Source organism: Kocuria atrinae C3-8 (assembly GCF_000286355.1).
Lineage (GTDB): Bacteria > Actinomycetota > Actinomycetes > Actinomycetales > Micrococcaceae > Kocuria > Kocuria atrinae_A.
On record NZ_AJXN01000032.1, the window covers coordinates 1 to 17,260 of the forward strand.

Here is a 17,260-nt window from a genome sequence, read left to right on the forward strand (position 1 = left end):
CCTGGGCCGCGGCGTCGAAGGCGCCGTTCTGCCCGAGCTCGGCCAGAGCGACGTCGGTCTGGACGTCACCGCGGTCGATACTCGCGGCGCGTTCGGCAACGTTGGCCAGCACGGAATCCGCGACCGGTTGCTGAACGGTTGAAGGAACGGACATTACTTGCCGGCCAGGTGGTGCAGACGATCGATGGGGGTGGTCACGGCCTCGCGGGCGCGCACCACGGCGTCCTCATCGGGAGCGTTGTAGAAGCACAGGCACTTGACGGTGTCCTCGCGAACGTAGGTGCGCAGGAAGCTCACCTCGGGGACCTCGGCGTACTTGGGTGCGTTGGCCTTCTTGCGGCCCAGGTAGGTCTCCATGTCGATCTCGGCGGGGATGTCCCACTCGACCAGGTACTCGGCGGAGGGGTTGGCCTTGCGGATGTCCTCGATGTCCGCGCCGACCAGGCGTACCTGGTCCGGGCCGGTGACCTCGGTGGACTGGTCGGCCACGCCGTTGCGGATGGCCTGATCCAGGGCGGTGGTGTCATCGCCGTCGAGCTCGACCACGGTGAACACGCGACCCTGACCCTCGGTGACCTGGGATTCCAGGACCTGGGCGCCGTTCTGCTCAGCGGCAGCGGCGATGGCCTCGATCACGGACTGAGCGCCCTCGCGGGTGGCGTTGCTGGGAACGACTTCGAAAAGCTGCAGTGACATGGAGATTCCTCCTAGTGGTTGTCGGATTCCTTTAAACGCTACGCGTGGCCCCGTCCGCGACCCAAGGGAAAAGTCACACTGCGCAACATTGGGCGGACACCTCGTTCAGACGTTGCTCACCGCGGGGATCTATGATCGGAGCACCCTGCACCACTTTCGACTGATCCCCGAAAGGACCGGGTCTGAGCATGTTTCATGACCAGAGCGTCATTTTCATCGACGCGGGCTTTTTGCTGTCCGCCGGCAGTTCCACCGTGACCGGAACATCCCTGCGCGCTGCCACCAGGGTGGATGCCGAACAACTCATCTCGGGCATCGTCGGCATCACCCGCGACAACTGCAAGCTGGACCCGTTGCGCATCTATTGGTACGACGCGTCCCGGGACGGCGTGCTCAGCGACTGGCACAAGAAAATCTCCCTGCTCGACGACGTCAAGGTCCGCCTGGGGCGTATCGGCGTGAACGGGCAGCAAAAGGGAGTGGACCTGCGACTCGGCCTGGACCTGGTCGAGGTGGCCCGCAACGGTTCCGCCAAGGTTGCCTACCTTCTCAGCGGCGACGACGATCTGGCCGAAGCCGTCGAAGCCGCCCAGGACCTCGGCATGAAGGTGGTGCTGCTGGCCCTGGAGGACAAGAACCGGTATCTGGGCATCAAGTCCGTGGCGGAGCACCTGGCCTACAAGGTGGACCGCATCATCGTGCTGCCTCAGGAGCTCATTCACTCGACCTTCACACCGGCCACGCGGACAGTGGTGCCGGGTTCCGAGAGTTTGTCCGAGCTCTCTGATTCTCAGCCTGCCTCCACCCCGTCACCGGGCCCGTTCCGGGACCTGGGCCGACGCCGGCGACGGTGACACCGGCGACCCTGGCCAGTAAGAAGGCCACGTTCATCACGGTGAACGAACCGGATGTCGACCTTCCGCATTTGTTCGACGTTGCCGAGGAAGTCGCGGAGAGTCTGGCACGCAACTGGTACCAGACCACTCCCCTGTCCGAGGTGCAGGCGGTGTTGGAAGATCGTCCCATCCTCCCGGCCGAAATCGATTCGACGCTGCTGCGGGATTGCGCCGCCCGGATCGGTGAGTCGGACACCGATCTGCAGTCCGTGCGGAAGCACCTGCGCAAGTGCTTTTGGGACACCGTCGACAATCTGGCCTAGTGTGCACGGTGCTCTAGTCTGAACCGTGTGAGTCACGAGCCAGCAGCATCAGATTCTTCCGAGGACGCATCGTTCCGGGGATCCTCCGGCAACGAGTCGGATGATGCTTCAGCGACCCCGTATTCACGGTCATCGAGCAGGGCAGCTCCCGCCGGTGACGACTCCGGGATTTCGTGGGGCTCGTTCGCCCGCAACGCCACTCTGATCGTGGTGCTGGTGATCATGCTGTGGCTGGCTTTCAACGTGGAACTGCCACCTGCTGATCAGCTGCAGGAACGCATTGAAGGCTTCGGGTGGGTCAGCTGGCTGGTGTTCATCGGCCTGTACGCAGTGGTCGCGCTGACCCCGATCCCCGTGACCATCATGGCGGTGGCCGGCGGGCTGATTTTCGGGGTGGTGCTGGGCAGCCTGTTTTCCGTGATCGGAGTGCTGATCGGCTCGTGGGCGCCTACTGGCTGGCCCGTGCGCTGGGCACCGAGGCCGTACGTAAGGTGCTCGGCAAGTACAGCGAGAAGATTGAAGGCCGCCTGGACGGCGCGGGCTTTGAGGCCGTCTGCACTCTCCGCCTTGTTCCCGGCATCCCGTATTGGCCGGTCAACTACGGCAGCGGGGCCTTTGGCATTACGCAGCGTGATTTCCTGGCGGCCAGTGTGATCTCGGTGATTCCAGGCCAGGTGTCCCTGGTGGCACTGGGAGCGTTCGTCGCGGACCCCACGTTCTTCCACGGCACCGTGGTGGTGCTCTCGTGGATCGTGGTGCTGGTCATGACCGTGTGGGCGTACAAACGGTGGAAGGCTGCGCGGCAGTAAGGCGCGGCGTGGTGTGAAGGCTGCGGAGCGGCGTCGTCGTCCGTGGTGAAGCGACCTCACGGGACATGCGCGGCGCGAATCGGACCAGAAATGGGAAGAACCCCCGCGTGTAGAAGCCACGCGAGGGTTCAGTGGCTCCGACCGGCGTCGATCCGGTGACCTTACGATTTTCAGTCGTACGCTCTACCAACTGAGCTACAGAGCCAGGCACATCACCTGGGATATGCCGCGACGGCGCGAAAAGTTGCCTTTTCATCGCCGCCTGAGCGACCTGACGGGACTTGAACCCGCGACCTCCGCCGTGACAGGGCGGCGCGCTAACCAACTGCGCTACAGGGCCTTAGTTGTTTCCAACGAGTGGATATCTTACCAGTAGAACTGACTGCCTTAGCAAATCGTTCACTGCGTCAGATGCTCTCGCGAGAAAACGTACCCCCAACGGGATTCGAACCCGTGCCGCCGCCGTGAAAGGGCGGTGTCCTAGGCCGCTAGACGATGGGGGCCAGAACGTCGCCCGGCTGCCGCTTGCGCATCAGTGGACGATGGACCTTCAGTAGCTTAGAGGTAAACACCCCGGTTGCACAAACCCGAGTATCACAGGGTGACCTCCGGTCGATCGGCCAATCGTTCGTCCTTGAATCCCTGGATGATCATGAGCGGGCCAGCACTGTTGTGGATCACGCCCTGGGAGGTGGAACCCAGCAGCATTCCGGCGAATCCGCCGCGGCCGCGGGTGCCCATGACGACTAGGCGATTGCGGTTGGACTGCTCCACGAGAACGTCGATCGGTGAACCGTCCAGCAGCTCGGCGTTGATCTCCAGATCCGGGAAGTGCCCGCGCAACCATCGGACCGAAGCATTGAGTGCGTCCGCGATCTCCTGATAAATGTTCTCGAAGTCCACGGGTGTGGGCATCCAGGACGCCGCACCGGCCATGGGCGGCACCGCGCACACCACGGTCAGTGGAACTCCGAGCAACGTTGCCTCGTCGGCGGCGCGCAGCATGGCCACGCTGGAATGTTCGGAACCGTCCGAGCCCACGGAGACGCCGTCGATGAATGCCTTGGTCTCGTTGATGTCCCGCTCGAGCTGGTGTTCGCGTGCCCAGGGCAGCGGGATGATGCCCACGGGGCAGTGCGAGTGTGCGGGGACCGCGGTGGAGACGGAGCCCAGCAGGCGACCGAGGATGCCACCGCGTCCGCGAGATCCCAGCACCAACAGCTGCGCGGATTTACTCAGCTCCAGGAGGACTCCGGAAGGATCACCGGTTTCGACCGTTGAGCGCACCTCCACGTTGAGGTTCTGCACGTGTAGGGCGGCCTCGCGCACGAGTTCCTTGACGGCGTCGTCCAGGGCCACCTGGTCGAACGCCGCGTAACCGACGTCGAATGTGGAGCCGGCGTAAATGGGCATCGAGTAGGCGCTGACCAAGTGCAGCGGAGCACCGCGACGTTTGGCTTCGCGGGCTGCCCAGCGCAGGCTCCCAAGCTCTGGTCGGTGCCGTCCACACCCACGACAATTTCTCGGCCGTTCAGGGTCATGGCGTGCCTTCCTCTCGCCGATCCGTCACGTCAAGCGTAGCCCTCGGCCCCTATGGATGGGGCACGATGCCTGTGCGCGTGGAGAACACGTGCCACCTCACAGCCCACGGTGAGATGATGAGGTGGGTCCGGAGGATGGTCCTAAGGAAACACCTGGATCGGGGTCACGGGGAGGAACCCGAACCGCAGTCCGAGGGAAAGATCCTGAGGAAGGATACGAATCGTGAACGAGCAGTCGGCAACACCAGACGAGCCCACCGAATCGTCAGACCTGACCGCCAAGGTCGCCAAAGACACATGGCGTTCGTGGGGCAGGAATCTCACCGTGACGCCCGCGGCCATCGTGCGCCCGGAGAACACCGACCAGGTCGAGCAAGTGCTTCGCGATGCTTCCGCCCAGGGGTTGCGCGTGCGCCCCGCCGGTTCCGGACAGAGTTTTTCGCCGCTGGTCCCCACCTCGGACGTAGTTCTGGACGCCACCGCGCTCACCGGCCTCAGCTCGATCGACGTCGAGAAACAGCAGGCCACGTTCTTCGGCGGCACCACCATTCAGCAGATCTCTCAGATCCTCGAGGACCACGGCCTAGCCCTGGGAAACATGCCGGATTTCACGGGTCAGACCATCGCTGGCGCCATCGCCACGGCACCCACGGCACCGGCCTGGGCCAGCCGTCCTTGGCCGAGCAGATCATCGACATCACGATCGCCACACCTTCCGGGGAGCTCATCACGTGCTCCGAAACCTCGCATCCCGAGATCCTGCGCGCTGCCCGCGTGCACCTGGGCGTTCTGGGCGTGATCGTGTCCGTCACCATCCAGTGCGTGAGTGCGTTCCGGCTGCATTGCGCCGAGTTCCGCGAACCCCTCGCCCGCCTGGTCGACTCGCTGCCCGAGCGCATGTCCGGCGCGGATCACTTCGAGTTCTTCTGGATGCCCGGTCGCCACACCGCCCACACGCGCATCCTCAGCCGCCTCCATCGCCTCCCGGACACCTACACCCGCCCCGCCTCGCCGTTCTCGCGTGTCCTGCGCCGAGCCGACGACGCCGTTCTGCGCACCTCCCTGACCTCCGGCCTGGGCCGCTTGGCATCCGTGGCACCCAAAACCGTGCCCGGATTGAACAAGTTGGAATCCATGTCCAAGAGTTCCCGGCGCTACACGGACGTGTCCTACCGGGTGTTCACTGCCCCGCGTGCCGTGCGGTTCGTGTCCACCGAATACGCGATGCCACTGGAGAACACCGCCGCGGCATTCCGCGATCTGGAGGCGCTCGTGGACCGCAAGGGTTACACGTTGTCCTTCCCGGTTCTGGTGCGGTGCTCACCCCCGGAACAGGGTTACCTCTCCCCCCCCGCCGACCGTTACACCGGCTGGATCAGCCTGCGCCAGTACGGCAAACGCCCCTACGAAGAGTTCTTCCGCGATGCCGAGCAGATCTTCCTGGAACACGGCGGTCGCCCCCACTGGGGATCGATTCACACCCAGACTGCCGAGACCCTCAAGCCCATGTACCCGCACTGGGATGACTTCTTGAAGGTCCGCTCGGAGCTGGACCCCAACGGCCTGCTGCTCAACGACCACACGCGGTCGCTGCTGGGGGTGTAGTTGGGCGGTTCGGCGGTCGGCTGCGTCCTGATCGACACTACGACCATGCCGGGAGCGCTTACTGACTCGCGGTGCTTCCTGGTTGACGTTTCGACCTGTGACCGATGCGCAGCATGTCGCTCGTGCAATCTGGTCGACAGTGCGACCACGACTCGAGTGCCCACTGGCCGTCGGTGCATCCTGGTTGACGTTTCGACCCTGTTTCCGCTGCGCAGCATGTCGCTCGTGCAATCTAATTGACGGTACAACCGTTGGTTCCTGGGGTTTGAAAACTGGTCGACGTTAGGACCCTAGAAATCCGAGTTCCTGGCTCTAACGTTGATCAGATTACGATCCGCCGACTGCCGTGGTTCTAACGTTGATCAGCTTGCGCGTTGGGAGCGTCGATTGAGCTTTTCAGCTAACCACTGCATCCACTTCCGGCGAAGAGCCGGATCTTCGAGGTCGTCCAGCACCAAGATGTTGAGATCCCAGCCGTGATCTTGAAAAGTGCGGATGCGATTCATCTCCGTGCCGTACGTGCGGCGATCCAGCAGATGGATCTCACCGTTGTATTCGAGACCCACTCGCAGTTCGGGCCAAGAAAGATCCGGGTAGGCGAGTTCACCTTCGATCATCACGGGGTGGTTCAATATCGGCTCCGGAAATCCTTGGGTGACAACCATCCGGCGCACCAACGTCTCCATGGGTGACCACACCGGTTCTGCTGCGTTACTCAGTGCCCGCTTCACCGCGATGACGGCTGGGTTCCGCGCTGGCAGGTGTGAAACGGCTGCCGAAATTTCCTCTTTTGTCATTGCGGGCTGAGGGGTGAACTCTGGAATCTGTAATGCTCCAGACATCAGCGCATCCAGACAGGCAGTCAGCCGCCATTGAGACAGATAGGGTGCTGCTGCCACCAAAGCTTCGACTGGATGGGCCAGTCGCGTGCCCCAGGGACCCGCATAAGTTTTCAGCCCATGGGACTTGCTCAATCGCATTCCCTGCTCACGAACCGTGGGGCGGGATTCAGACCACGCAAGGTGAGGGATTTCGAACGCCTGCCTCAGTTCGCGTGCACGCGGGGGAGATGGGTCGCTCAAGAAGTCGTTGACCCAGCGTCTGGTGTATCCGACCGGCAGCGTGAACAACTCCAGCGCGTGAATGCCGGTGATACTCAGGCCCACGCCATTCTTCGAATAGTGGTCGTGCAACAGCAGGGACCTTTGGACTGGCTCCGGCGAAGCTTCCGAGCAAACCCACATTCCCCGAACCAATTTGTGAGTCCCCGGGCGTCTCTCAAGATCTCGAGCTCGACTACCCAGCTGTGCCGTGGACCTGACGAGCGGGCGCGGTCCAAGTTCTAAAGGCTCACCGAGTTTCTTCATATCTCGGAGACTAGAAATCCATCCGACCGATACAAATGACACTTGCCCGATGTGGAGTTCGAGACACCGTGCACTCTGGTTGGCATGAGAGCCACTACCCCGGACCACCATGCATCCTGATCGACGGCACAACCGGGAAAACTCGATTCCCGGGTCGTACTGTCGATCAGCTTGCAGTGACCGCCACCAAAAACACCGCCCCACCCAGCCCGGAGTGAACGCGGGAACTGGAGGGGGCGGCGTCGTCGGCGGGTAAAAAGCCGTGAGAACTAGCTGCGGGCGTGGACCCCGCGGCGCGAGACGGAGAGCATCTCGTCGCGATCGACCACCTTGACGCGTTCGCGGGGGTTGCCCTCGGCGTCGTGGGAGGACTGGCCCAGGCTCTGCTCGTACTCGTCCAGATCGAGCCAGCCGTCCCAGGTGGTGTACTCGACACCCTTCTCCTCGAGCAGCGACTCGATGGCGGAGGGCTCCGGGAAGTCCGGATCGGCCAAGGCGGTGCGGTCCTCGAGCAGATGGTTGATGGTCTCGAGGGCGTCGGACTTGGTGGCGCCGATCAGGCCCACGGGACCGCGCTTGATCCAGCCGGTGGCGTACACGCCCGGAAGCACGGTGCCCTCGGCGTCGATCACGCGGCCTTCCTCGTTGAGGATCACGCCGCGCTCGGGGTTGAACGGAACCTCCGGAAGCGGAGAGCCCAGGTAGCCGATGGCGTGGTAGACGGCCTGCACGGGGGTAGTCGATGTACTCGCCGGTGCCGGTCACGGAAGCGTCGCCGTTGAGGCGGGTGCGCTCCATCCGGATGCCGTTGACCTTGCCGTCCTCGTCGCCCAAAATCTCGGAGGGCGTCTGCAGGAAGTGCAGGTGCAAGCGGCGGGACGCGGTCTTGGGCGAGTCGTCCTCACGCCACTTGTTGAGCGTTTTCATCATGACCTTGGTCTGATTGTTCTCGACCATGGCCTGCTCGGACGCTTCGTCGAACTGGAAGTCCTCGTCGTAGAGCACGATGTCCACGTCGCGGGACTTGGCCAGCTCACGCAGCTCGAGCGGGGTGAACTTGATCTGCGCCGGGCCGCGGCGGCCGAACACGTGCACGTCCGTGACCGGCGAATCGCGCAGCCCTTGGTAGACGTTGCCCGGGATTTCGGTGACGAGCATGTCGTCAGCGTGCTTGGACAGCACACGCGCCACGTCCAGCGCCACATTGCCGTTGCCGATCACAGCAACTTCCTTGGCGTTGAGCGGCCAGGTGCGCGGGTAGTCGGGGTGACCGTCATACCAGGCGACGAACTTGGCGGCACCGTAGGAACCGTCCAGATCCGCGCCGGGGATCTCCAGCGGAGCATCATTGACGGCGCCGGTGGCGAAAATCACAGCGTCGTAGTGGGCCATGAAATCACCGAGCGTGAGGTCCTTGCCGTACTCCACATTGCCGAAGAAGCGGATGTCACCACGACCCAGAATCGAGCGCAACGCGGTGATGATGCCCTTGATGCGCGGGTGGTCGGGAGCCACGCCGTAACGGATCAGGCCGAACGGGGTGGGGTAGCGGTCATAGAGATCAACACTGACGTCCAGCTCGCCTTCCCGCACAGCCTCGGATTTGGTGAGCATGTCGGCAGCGTAAATGCCCGCCGGACCTGCTCCGATCACGGCAACGCGCAACGGACGTGCTGAAGTTGGTGCTGTCACAGCTGGTATTTCCTTTCAACGCGCACGCACACTCGCGTGCTTGCGGGGACTGGGTTCTACGGTAGTGAAATTTGGGCAGACTCACCTAACTAAAGGTCGACGCCGCTCGCGAACGCTTATTTCGTAAGGGAACCGAGCGCCGTCGGCGTAGTATTTCTACACAAACGCCCCCATATCGGTAGCCCGAGCCCGCGCTACCGCTGTGCCTTTGACCGTGAGGATCTTCATGTCGTCACCGACCAAGCCCACTCCACAGACGCGCGAACCCCGCGGTGCGTTGGACCGCTTCTTCTACATCTCCGAGCGCGGCTCCACCGTGGGCCGTGAAATCCGCGGCGGCCTGGCCACGTTCATTGCCATGAGCTACATCGTGGTGCTGAACCCGCTCGTGCTCGGCTACGGGCCCGACGCGCGGGCAACATGCTGGGCGGCGAGCGCGTTGCTGCCGTGACCGCACTGGTCGCAGGCGTGCTGACCATCCTGATGGGCGTGTGGGCCAAGTCCCCGTTCGCGCTGGCCACGGGTCTGGGTGTGAACGCGTTCCTTGCCGTCACCATCGCGACGAACCCGGGCCTGACCTGGCCCGAGGTCATGGGTCTGGTCATCTGGGCCGGCCTGATCATGGTGGTGCTGGTGCTCACGGGCTTCCGAACCGCCGTGTTCAACGCCGTGCCGCCCTCGCTGAAGACCGCGATCGTGGTGGGTATCGGTCTGTTCATCGCGCTCATCGGTTTCGTGAACGCGGGCTTCGTGCGCCGCATCCCGGACGCCGCAGGAACCACCGTGCCCGTGCAGATGGGCAACGGCGGCGAGCTGTTCGGCTGGCCCACACTCACATTCGTGGTGGGTCTGTTGCTGACCGTGGCGCTCCTGGTCCGTAATGTGCGCGGCGGCATTCTGATCGCGGTGGTCGCGACCACGATCTTCGCTCACATCCTGGAAGCGGTCTCCCCCTCCGGTTCCTCCGTGGAGAACCCGGACGGCTGGTCCCTGGTGGTTCCCGCTAATCCCGAGGGCCTTTTCGCTCTGCCAGATCTCTCCCTCATCGGCTCCGCAGCCCCGATCGCCGCGTTCCGCGAACTGGGCGTGATCGCGTGCATGCTGTTGATCTTCACCATTTTGTTGTCCATCTTCTTCGACGCCATGGGCACCATGGTGGGCCTCTCCCAGCAGGCCGGCCTGGTCGACAAGAACGGTCAGATCGAGCGCGTGGACCGCGTGCTGCTGGTCGACGCGTTCGGCGCCGTGGCCGGTGGTGCCGGTTCGGTCTCGTCCAACCAAATCTTCGTGGAATCCTCCACCGGTATCGCCGACGGCGCTCGCACCGGCCTGGCCAACGTGGTCACCGGCATCATGTTCCTCCTGGCCATGTTCCTGACCCCGCTGGTCAACGTGGTGCCCTTCGAGGCCGTGGCACCCGCCATGGTGGTCGTGGGATTCCTGATGGCCAAGAACGTGGTGCACATCGACTGGGAGGACTGGGGCGTCTCGGTTCCCGCGTTCCTGACCTTCGCGGTCATGCCGTTCACCTACTCCATCGCGCACGGCATTGGCGCGGGCTTCGTCTCCTTCGTGTTCATCCGCCTGGTGCAGGGCCGCTGGCGCGACGTCCACCCGCTCATGTACGTGGTGGCCGGCGCGTTCGTGATCTTCTTCGGCATCGCCGTGATCGAGGGTTGGACGGCGTAACTCACCGGTTATCGGGCGCGGGGCGTTTAATCGTCCCGCGTCTCCCGGTTAAGGGTTGCGTCGCGTGTTGCCTGGTTTCGACTACGACGCCGCTCCGTTCAGTTCTCGCCGCGCCCACTGTCGCTGCGCGAACAGCACCGCCCACGTGGTCAGCACGAACGGCCAGGTGTAGACGGCCATCCCGGTTTGCTGCAACACCCACAACAGTGGGACGGTGACGCACGCCGCCGCCAAGGGGACGAGCAGGCGGACTGCGCGAGCGGCGTCGTGACGAGGGAAGACCGCACCCAGGGCGAGGGCCGTCAGGAAGCCGCAGTAACCCGCCAGGCCAGCCATGGTGGGCTGCCAACCGAGGATCCAGAAACCGAAGACCGTGGCGGCGACCGCGCCGATGAGGGACCACAGGCCTTCGCGTGCGCCGGCGAGGAACATGATGGCGATGACCAATAGACCTGTCAGCAGATGATCGGTGAGGAGCACTTGGGCGGAGGCTCTCAAAGTGCCGCTGATGAGGTCCGCGATCGGTCCAACAAGCTCGAACGGCGGTGCTCCCGGGGACTCAGCATCTCGATGCCACCGCGCGAAGACCGGGTTCAGGGCCGCGTTGACCGCGCAGAACGGGCCGGTGAGCATGGGCAGCCAGTTGAAGATCCGCACTCGTTCGAGCGCTCGAACGAGCAGCGCGCACAGCGCACCGCCCAGAACGGTCCAGATGAGGCCGGCCGTTGACGTCCCGCACGCGAGGAACGCCGCGCAGCCGGTGAGGGCGCCGCAGAACCCGTGGATGCCGTCCGCGGCGTCGCGCCGAGCGGTGGCGTCCGTGGACAGGCTGGACATGGCCAAGGCGGAGGCGCGGTGTGAGCCGCTACTCGGGACAGAACCTGGGGTCAGCTCAGCGAAATGATCAGAGCCGCGCGGGGCTCTGTCCGCTCCATCACGCGCTGATCCGGACCCGGGTCCGCTGCGACCGCGGGAACTCCGGTCACCACCGCTCGAGGACAGTCGCGCTGATGTGCGCCTCGGACGGCGCAACAGCACGGACACTCCGGTCTGGACCGCAGCACCGAGCAGCGCGAATCCCGCCAGCCAGGGCGATGCGATGACAAGAGCCAGCAGAACCAGCAGACCACTCAGCGTGGCACGCTGAAAGAAGATCTGCCCCTGAGATCTGATCAGCGCTTGGACTATCCACACACTGGCCAGTATGGATTACTCTTCCAAGCCCGCCAGGATGCAGAACTCATTGCCTTCCGGGTCGGCCAGAACAACCCAGCTGTCCTCGCTGGTCTGGCCGACATCCACGCGGTAGGCGCCGAGTGACTCGACTCGAGAAACTTCCGCCTCCTGGCTCGAATCCTGGGCGCGAATGTCCAGGTGGAGCCGGTTCTTCACGGTTTTGCCTCGGGGACCCGGATGAATTCCAGTCGCAGGCTCCGCCCCTCATTGGGCGTGGTGCTGACGAAGTCCTCGTCTTCGTGGTCGATCTGGTAGTCCAGAACCTCGCACCAGAACCGGGCCAGTGCTTTCGGGTCGTGGGCGTCGATGGCCAGTGAATGCATGTAGCTAGTCATGGCTCCACGCTACGACCGCACGATGAGGAGTGGGAGAGCTGAGGACCATTGGGTGTCGGTTTACGGCACGGTAGCCGGGCTTACTGTGCAGTAAGGCGGCATGAAATGGCCCGCGCCGCCACGGCCCGGGCCGACCGCTGCCAGGGGGCGATCCGGACGGTTGCTCCGGGGCAGCCTAGGCCCCCGTAATGGTCCCCACGGCCGGCATCTGGTCCGCCTCTTTGTCGTTCCAGGGCTGTGTTTCAGCCACGAGCTGGCGGCACCACGCGGTGTCCTTGTACTGCGCGGGTAGAGGCCCACCCAGCAATTCCTTGGCCAGGGCGGCGCCCGCTGCGGAACCTGGTTCGGGCAGCGGGGCATGCGACGCCGCAAGCACCACGTTGCCGTAGCGGCGGCCCTTAAGCATCGCGGCATCCGCGACTGCGCACACGTGCTCGAACACCTCGAGCAGCGCGGCCAGCTCCGCCCGGGTGCCCTTGAGGTTGCGGGTGTCCCCCACGTTCATCAGGTAGATCCCGTCCGGGGTCAGCACCCGATCCACGTGCCGAACGAACTCCACAGTCCGTAAATGGCCGGGGGTTTGCTCGCCCGCGAACACATCTCGCAGGATCACCTCGCGCGAGGACTCGTGCAGTGATTCAGTGACCTCACGGGCTTCACCGGCACGGATACGAAGGAGGGGCGCGCGGGGAAGATCGAGCCATTCGCGCACCAGGCGCGTGAGAGCGGCGTCGAGCTCCACGACCACCTGGCGGGCCTCGGGATAGCGCCACGCGAGGTAGCGCGCCATCGAACAGGCACCGCCGCCCAAGTGCAGGATGCGCAGGGTGGTGGGGTCCAAGTGGCGGTCGATGTGCTCTTCAGCGAGCGCGGTGAACCACCGCATGTACTCGAATTCCAGCTGGTCCGGGCGGTCGGGCACGATGTGCGATGACGGCACGCCGTTCACGCGCAGCACCCACGCGCCGGGTACGTACTGGTCATGCTCGAGCTGCACGGTGCCGGTGTCCGTGTGCCAGGTGCCTTCGACCAGGCCCACAGCGTCCGACGACGCCGCTCCGGCCGACTCTGCCTGGTCTTGCCGATTCTTACGGTTGCGTTTCTTGCTCACTGACGCCGGGACGCCCGGTTATTTCTGATCCGCGGAGCCGGAGGTGATGCCGCGGCGTTCCTGCGCACGGTTCAGCTCGTGGCTGTGAATGGCGGCCTCAAGGCGCTCGACCTTGCCGGACAGTTCGCCGGTGTGACCGGGGCGAATGTCTGCCTTGAGCACCAGGGAAACGCGAGGACCGTAGTCGGCTGCGGCGGCGGTGGCCTGGCGGACTACTTCCATGCATTCGTCCCATTCACCCTCGATGGTGGTGAACATGGAATCGGTGCGGTTGGGGAGCCCGGATTCGCGGACCACGTGGACGGCTGCGGCCACGGCGTCGTGTACGGAGGCGTCGGGGTTGTCCCCGCCGCTGGGAGAGACTGAGAATGCGACCAACATGTTTCCAGTGTGGCACTTCTCTCGCCGAAGCACCCGTGAAACCCGCGATATTCACTCCGTTGTTGCCGCGGCACCCATGTGACGTCTCTAAACTGGAACGGCAGACCGCCAATCGAAAGGGACCATCTCCATGACCCAGGGCATCTACGTTTCCGCCATGACACCGCAGTCCGGCAAGACTCTGGTGGCATTGGGGTTGGCGGACACGCTGTTCAACAGCACGGACAAGCTCGGGTTCTTCCGTCCCGTGCACGACGGCGACTCCCCGGAGCAGGATTCCGCGCTGCAGCTCATGAAGCGCACCTTCGATCTGCCCGATTCCCGCTGCCGCGGCGGCGTCTCCCTGGCTCGCACGCGCGAGATCCTGGCCTCCGGCGATCATGACGAACTGGATTCGGCCGCGGTCTCCATCTACTCGGAAATGGCGCGCGAGTGCGACGTGATCCTGGTGGACGGTACCGACCTGGTGGCGCACAACGCAGCTACCGCAGAGTTCGATCTCAACGCCCGCTTAGCCAACAACATGGGCTGTTCGGTCGCCGCGGTGATCAGCGCGCACGATGCCGAGTCCGTCGAGGACACCGTCAACGCCGTGGATGTCACCCGCACCGAATTGCGTCAGGCCGGTTGCGACATCTACGCGGTGATCGTCAACCGCGCCGACCCCGATGAGGTCGAAGAACTGACCCGTCGTGCCAAGCCCGGTGCCCACAACTTGCCGGTGTACGTGATCCCCGAGGTCACCGCAATCTCCAACCCCACGATCGCCGAGCTCGTGGATGCCCAGGGCTTCGGCACCGACCTTAATGACAACTCCCTGGACCGCGACATGAAGGGCATCAAGATCGCGGCCATGACCGTGGGCCATTTCTTGGATCAGCTCGCGGACGGCGATCTGGTGATCACCCCGGGTGACCGGACGGACGTGATGTCGGCGACCCTGGCGTCGTCGTTCGCGGCGTCCTTGCCCGTGCCCTCGGGCATGCTGCTGACCGGCGGTTTCCGCCCGGAAGGTGCCGTTGCGTCCCTGCTGGCGGCCGCGCCGTTCCCGGTCATGACCACTGATCGTGACACCTTCAACGCCGCCAGTGCGGTGGCCACCACGCGCGGCACGCTCAGTGGCGCCCATCCCCGAAAGGTTGCCGCGGCTCGCGGTGCGTGGTCGCAGTACGTGGACAGCGACGAGCTGGCCGGGCGCATGAACCTGCCGCGCCCCGTGAAGCGCACTCCGTTGCGATTCCTGCACGAGCTCGTGGAATCCGCGCGCGCCGATCGCAAGCACGTGGTGCTGCCGGAGGGCGAGGATCCCCGCATCCTGCGCGCCGCGGAAATGATCCACCGCCGCAACTTCTGCGACCTCACGATCCTGGGCGATCCGGAGCAGATCAGGACCATGGCGCAGTCCGAGGGCATCGACCTGAACTTCGAGGACGAGGGCCTCAACCTCATCGATTTCCAGCACGATGAGGAACTGCGGAATCGCTACGCCGACGAGTACGTGAAGCTGCGCTCCCACAAGGGTGTGACCAAGGAGCAGGCGCTCGAACGTATGGCCGATGGTTCATACTTCGGCACCATGATGGTGCAGCTGGGCGACGTCGACGGTATGGTGTCCGGCGCCGTGCACACCACCGCCAACACCATTCGCCCCGCGCTGGAGTTCGTGAAGACTCGCGAGGGCGTGAAGATCGTGTCCTCCGTGTTCTTCATGCTGCTGGCCGATCGCGTGCTGGTCTACGGTGACTGCGCCGTGAACCCCAACCCTGACGAGCAGGCGCTGGCGGACATCGCGCTGGCCTCCGCGCAGACCGCCGAGCAGTTCGGTGTGGATCCCAAGGTGGCCATGCTCTCCTATTCGACCGGTGGTTCCGGTTCGGGCGAGGACGTGGAGCGCGTGCGCGCGGCCACCGAGCTGGTGCGTTCCACCGACCCGGACTTCCAGGTCGAAGGCCCCATCCAGTACGACGCCGCCGTGGACGCCTCCATCGCCAAATCCAAACTGCCCGAGTCCGACGTGGCCGGCCAGGCAACCGTGTTCATCTTCCCGGACCTCAACACCGGCAACAACACCTACAAGGCGGTCCAGCAGTCCGCCGGCGCCGTGGCCGTTGGACCGGTCCTGCAGGGCCTGCGCAAGCCGGTCAACGACCTGTCCCGCGGTTGCACCGTGGATGACATCGTCAACACGGTGGCCATTACCGCCATTCAGGCCCAGAGCCTCTAGTACGTACGACGCCGCTCGCGAGGTTCGCGAGCGGCGTCGCCCCTTCGACCAGCTCACCAGAGACGCCCGCAGACCGGGCGCACGGAAGGACCAACATGCTCGTGCTCGTTGTCAATTGCGGATCGTCGTCCATCAAGTACCAGGTGCGCGAGGTGACCACTGCGGATGATCAGGTCGATCCGTACACCTCATCCATGCCGGCCATCAACGAGAACGTGCCGCTGGATCGGGCCACCAAGGGTGTGGAGAGCGACGAGATCATCACCAAGGGCCTGATCCAGAACATCGGTACGTCCGAGGTCAAAGACCACACTCAGGCACTGGAAATCCTGGCCTCACGACTGGAAGAGGAACTGGGCGGGCGCACCATTGACGCCGCCGGACACCGCGTGGTCCACGGTGGCGAGCGGTTCTCCGCCCCCGTGCTGGTCAACAACGAGATCATTCGAGCCATCGAGCGGCTCGCTCCCCTGGCTCCGCTGCACAACCCCGCTCACGCATTGGGATTGCGCGCCATTCAGAAGACCTGGCCGCACATGCCGCAGGTGTGCGTGTTCGACACAGCCTTCCACCGCACGATGCCCGAAAAGGCCTGGCGTTACGCGATCCCCGAGGAAATGTATGTCATGCACGGCATGCGTCGCTACGGGTTCCACGGCACCTCGCACGACTACGTGACCGGCAAGGCGTGCGATTTCCTGGGGATTCCGCGCGAACAGTTCAACGGGATCGTGGCGCACCTGGCAACGGTGCGTCCGTGACGGCCATCCGCAACGGCAAATCCTTCGACACGTCCATGGGGTACACCCCACTGGCGGGTCTGATCATGGGTACGCGTTCCGGTGATCTGGACCCCTCCGTGGTCACCGCCATGCTGGACCGCAACCCCGCCATGACAGCCAAGGAACTCGATACGACGCTCAACAAGGAGTCCGGGCTGCAGGGTATTTCCGGAGACTCGGACATGCGCGCCGTGGAGCAGCGTGCCGAGAAGGGTGACGAGAAGGCCCAATTGGCGCTGGACATGGCGGCATACCGCCTGGCCAAGTACGTCGGCGGCTACCACGTGGCCGTGGGCGGCGCTCAAGCGCTGATCTTCACTGCGGGCATCGGTGAGAACTCCCCCGAATTCCGCGAGCAGGTGTGCAATGAGCTGGGCGCGCTGGGCATCAAGCTGGATCCCGAGCTGAATGCCTCCCCCGAGGGCGAGGTCGCTCGCATCAGCACGCCGGAGTCAGCAATTGAGGTGCTGGTCATCGGAACGGATGAGGAGCGAGCCATTGCGGATGCCACTGCCTCGCTGGTGCGGGAACGGGTGAAGAAGTAGTTCGGCGCTGCGGCGCTGAACCGCCCTGAACATTTGAGTCCGTAAAAGTGCACTTTCTCATGTCCCAGCCCCCATTGTCAGACTGGTT

General features: G+C 64.2%; 12 protein-coding genes, 3 tRNA genes and 6 pseudogenes. 9 read left to right on the forward strand and 12 right to left on the reverse strand.

The features are described 5' to 3' along the window. Positions 1-153: 153 nt before the first annotated feature. Positions 154-696, reverse strand: a complete 543-nt coding sequence (locus YO9_RS0104655; protein ID WP_016996452.1) for a DUF4242 domain-containing protein — start codon at positions 694-696, stop codon at positions 154-156. A 188-nt stretch (positions 697-884) separates the two neighbouring features. Between YO9_RS0104655 and YO9_RS0104660 the strand changes: the two genes are divergently transcribed. From YO9_RS0104660 to YO9_RS19700, 4 genes and pseudogenes are all read left to right on the forward strand, one after another. After that, positions 885-1,550 (forward strand): NYN domain-containing protein, encoded by a 666-nt coding sequence (locus YO9_RS0104660; protein WP_016996453.1) that lies wholly within the window; start codon positions 885-887, stop codon positions 1,548-1,550. Further along, positions 1,547-1,855 carry a hypothetical protein gene (locus tag YO9_RS0104665; protein ID WP_016996454.1) on the forward strand — a complete coding sequence of 103 codons (309 nt, stop codon included), beginning with the start codon at positions 1,547-1,549 and terminating at the stop codon, positions 1,853-1,855. The genes YO9_RS0104660 and YO9_RS0104665 overlap by 4 nt, the downstream gene beginning before the upstream one ends. A gap of 491 nt (positions 1,856-2,346) precedes the next feature. After that, a pseudogene (locus YO9_RS19695) lies at positions 2,347-2,493 on the forward strand (hypothetical protein); the annotation flags it as partial. Positions 2,494-2,505: 12 nt separating this feature from the next. After that, positions 2,506-2,664, forward strand: coding sequence for a hypothetical protein (locus YO9_RS19700; RefSeq protein ID WP_262925585.1), 159 nt, complete (start codon positions 2,506-2,508; stop codon positions 2,662-2,664). Positions 2,665-2,796: 132 nt separating this feature from the next. Here the strand turns inward: YO9_RS19700 and YO9_RS0104675 are convergent. The 4 genes from YO9_RS0104675 to YO9_RS0104690 form a co-directional block, all read right to left on the reverse strand. Then, positions 2,797-2,869, reverse strand: a tRNA-Phe gene (locus YO9_RS0104675). A gap of 62 nt (positions 2,870-2,931) precedes the next feature. Then, positions 2,932-3,004 (reverse strand) — tRNA-Asp (locus YO9_RS0104680). A 90-nt stretch (positions 3,005-3,094) separates the two neighbouring features. Continuing rightward, positions 3,095-3,167, reverse strand: a tRNA-Glu gene (locus tag YO9_RS0104685). A 91-nt stretch (positions 3,168-3,258) separates the two neighbouring features. After that, entirely contained in the window at positions 3,259-4,095 is an 837-nt protein-coding gene (locus YO9_RS0104690; protein WP_262925583.1) for a universal stress protein, read from the reverse strand. Between the two features lie 333 nt (positions 4,096-4,428). Here YO9_RS0104690 and YO9_RS16835 point away from each other — a divergent pair, with 333 nt between their 5' ends. Then, positions 4,429-5,004: an FAD-binding oxidoreductase gene (locus YO9_RS16835; RefSeq protein ID WP_223286109.1), complete on the forward strand. Its 576-nt coding sequence runs from the start codon at positions 4,429-4,431 to the stop codon at positions 5,002-5,004. A 23-nt stretch (positions 5,005-5,027) separates the two neighbouring features. After that, the gene (locus YO9_RS16840) at positions 5,028-5,810 is read left to right on the forward strand and encodes a D-arabinono-1,4-lactone oxidase (RefSeq protein ID WP_223286111.1); all 783 of its coding nucleotides are present in this window, start codon (positions 5,028-5,030) and stop codon (positions 5,808-5,810) included. A gap of 362 nt (positions 5,811-6,172) precedes the next feature. On the opposite strand, the gene YO9_RS0104700 is transcribed toward YO9_RS16840, so the two are convergent. Together YO9_RS0104700 and YO9_RS0104705 are read right to left on the reverse strand one after the other, a co-directional pair. Next, positions 6,173-7,003, reverse strand: coding sequence for a hypothetical protein (locus tag YO9_RS0104700; protein ID WP_016996459.1), 831 nt, complete (start codon positions 7,001-7,003; stop codon positions 6,173-6,175). A 443-nt stretch (positions 7,004-7,446) separates the two neighbouring features. Further along, positions 7,447-8,869 (reverse strand): annotated as a pseudogene (locus tag YO9_RS0104705) (FAD-dependent oxidoreductase). A 226-nt stretch (positions 8,870-9,095) separates the two neighbouring features. Between YO9_RS0104705 and YO9_RS0104710 the strand changes: the two are divergent. After that, positions 9,096-10,558, forward strand: a pseudogene (locus YO9_RS0104710) (NCS2 family permease). An 81-nt stretch (positions 10,559-10,639) separates the two neighbouring features. Here YO9_RS0104710 and YO9_RS0104715 read toward each other — a convergent pair. From YO9_RS0104715 to YO9_RS0104730, 5 genes and pseudogenes are all read right to left on the reverse strand, one after another. Further along, on the reverse strand, positions 10,640-11,395 hold the full coding sequence (locus YO9_RS0104715) for an urea transporter (protein ID WP_129701390.1): 756 nt from the start codon (positions 11,393-11,395) through the stop codon (positions 10,640-10,642). Between the two features lie 189 nt (positions 11,396-11,584). Then, positions 11,585-11,752, reverse strand: a pseudogene (locus YO9_RS21365) (urea transporter); the annotation flags it as partial. A 15-nt stretch (positions 11,753-11,767) separates the two neighbouring features. Further along, a pseudogene (locus YO9_RS21370) lies at positions 11,768-12,129 on the reverse strand (VOC family protein). A gap of 175 nt (positions 12,130-12,304) precedes the next feature. Then, on the reverse strand, positions 12,305-13,240 hold the full coding sequence (locus tag YO9_RS0104725; protein ID WP_016996466.1) for a spermidine synthase: 936 nt from the start codon (positions 13,238-13,240) through the stop codon (positions 12,305-12,307). Positions 13,241-13,258: 18 nt separating this feature from the next. Next, entirely contained in the window at positions 13,259-13,621 is a 363-nt protein-coding gene (locus YO9_RS0104730; protein ID WP_016996467.1) for a thiamine-binding protein, read from the reverse strand. Positions 13,622-13,751: 130 nt separating this feature from the next. Between YO9_RS0104730 and pta the strand changes: the two genes are divergently transcribed. Both pta and YO9_RS0104740 read left to right on the forward strand, forming a co-directional pair. Next, complete coding sequence (gene pta, locus YO9_RS0104735; RefSeq protein ID WP_016996468.1) at positions 13,752-15,845, forward strand: phosphate acetyltransferase; 2,094 nt, start codon at positions 13,752-13,754, stop codon at positions 15,843-15,845. 95 nt (positions 15,846-15,940) lie between these two features. After that, positions 15,941-17,172: pseudogene (locus YO9_RS0104740) on the forward strand (acetate/propionate family kinase). The last annotated feature ends 88 nt before the right edge of the window (positions 17,173-17,260 follow it).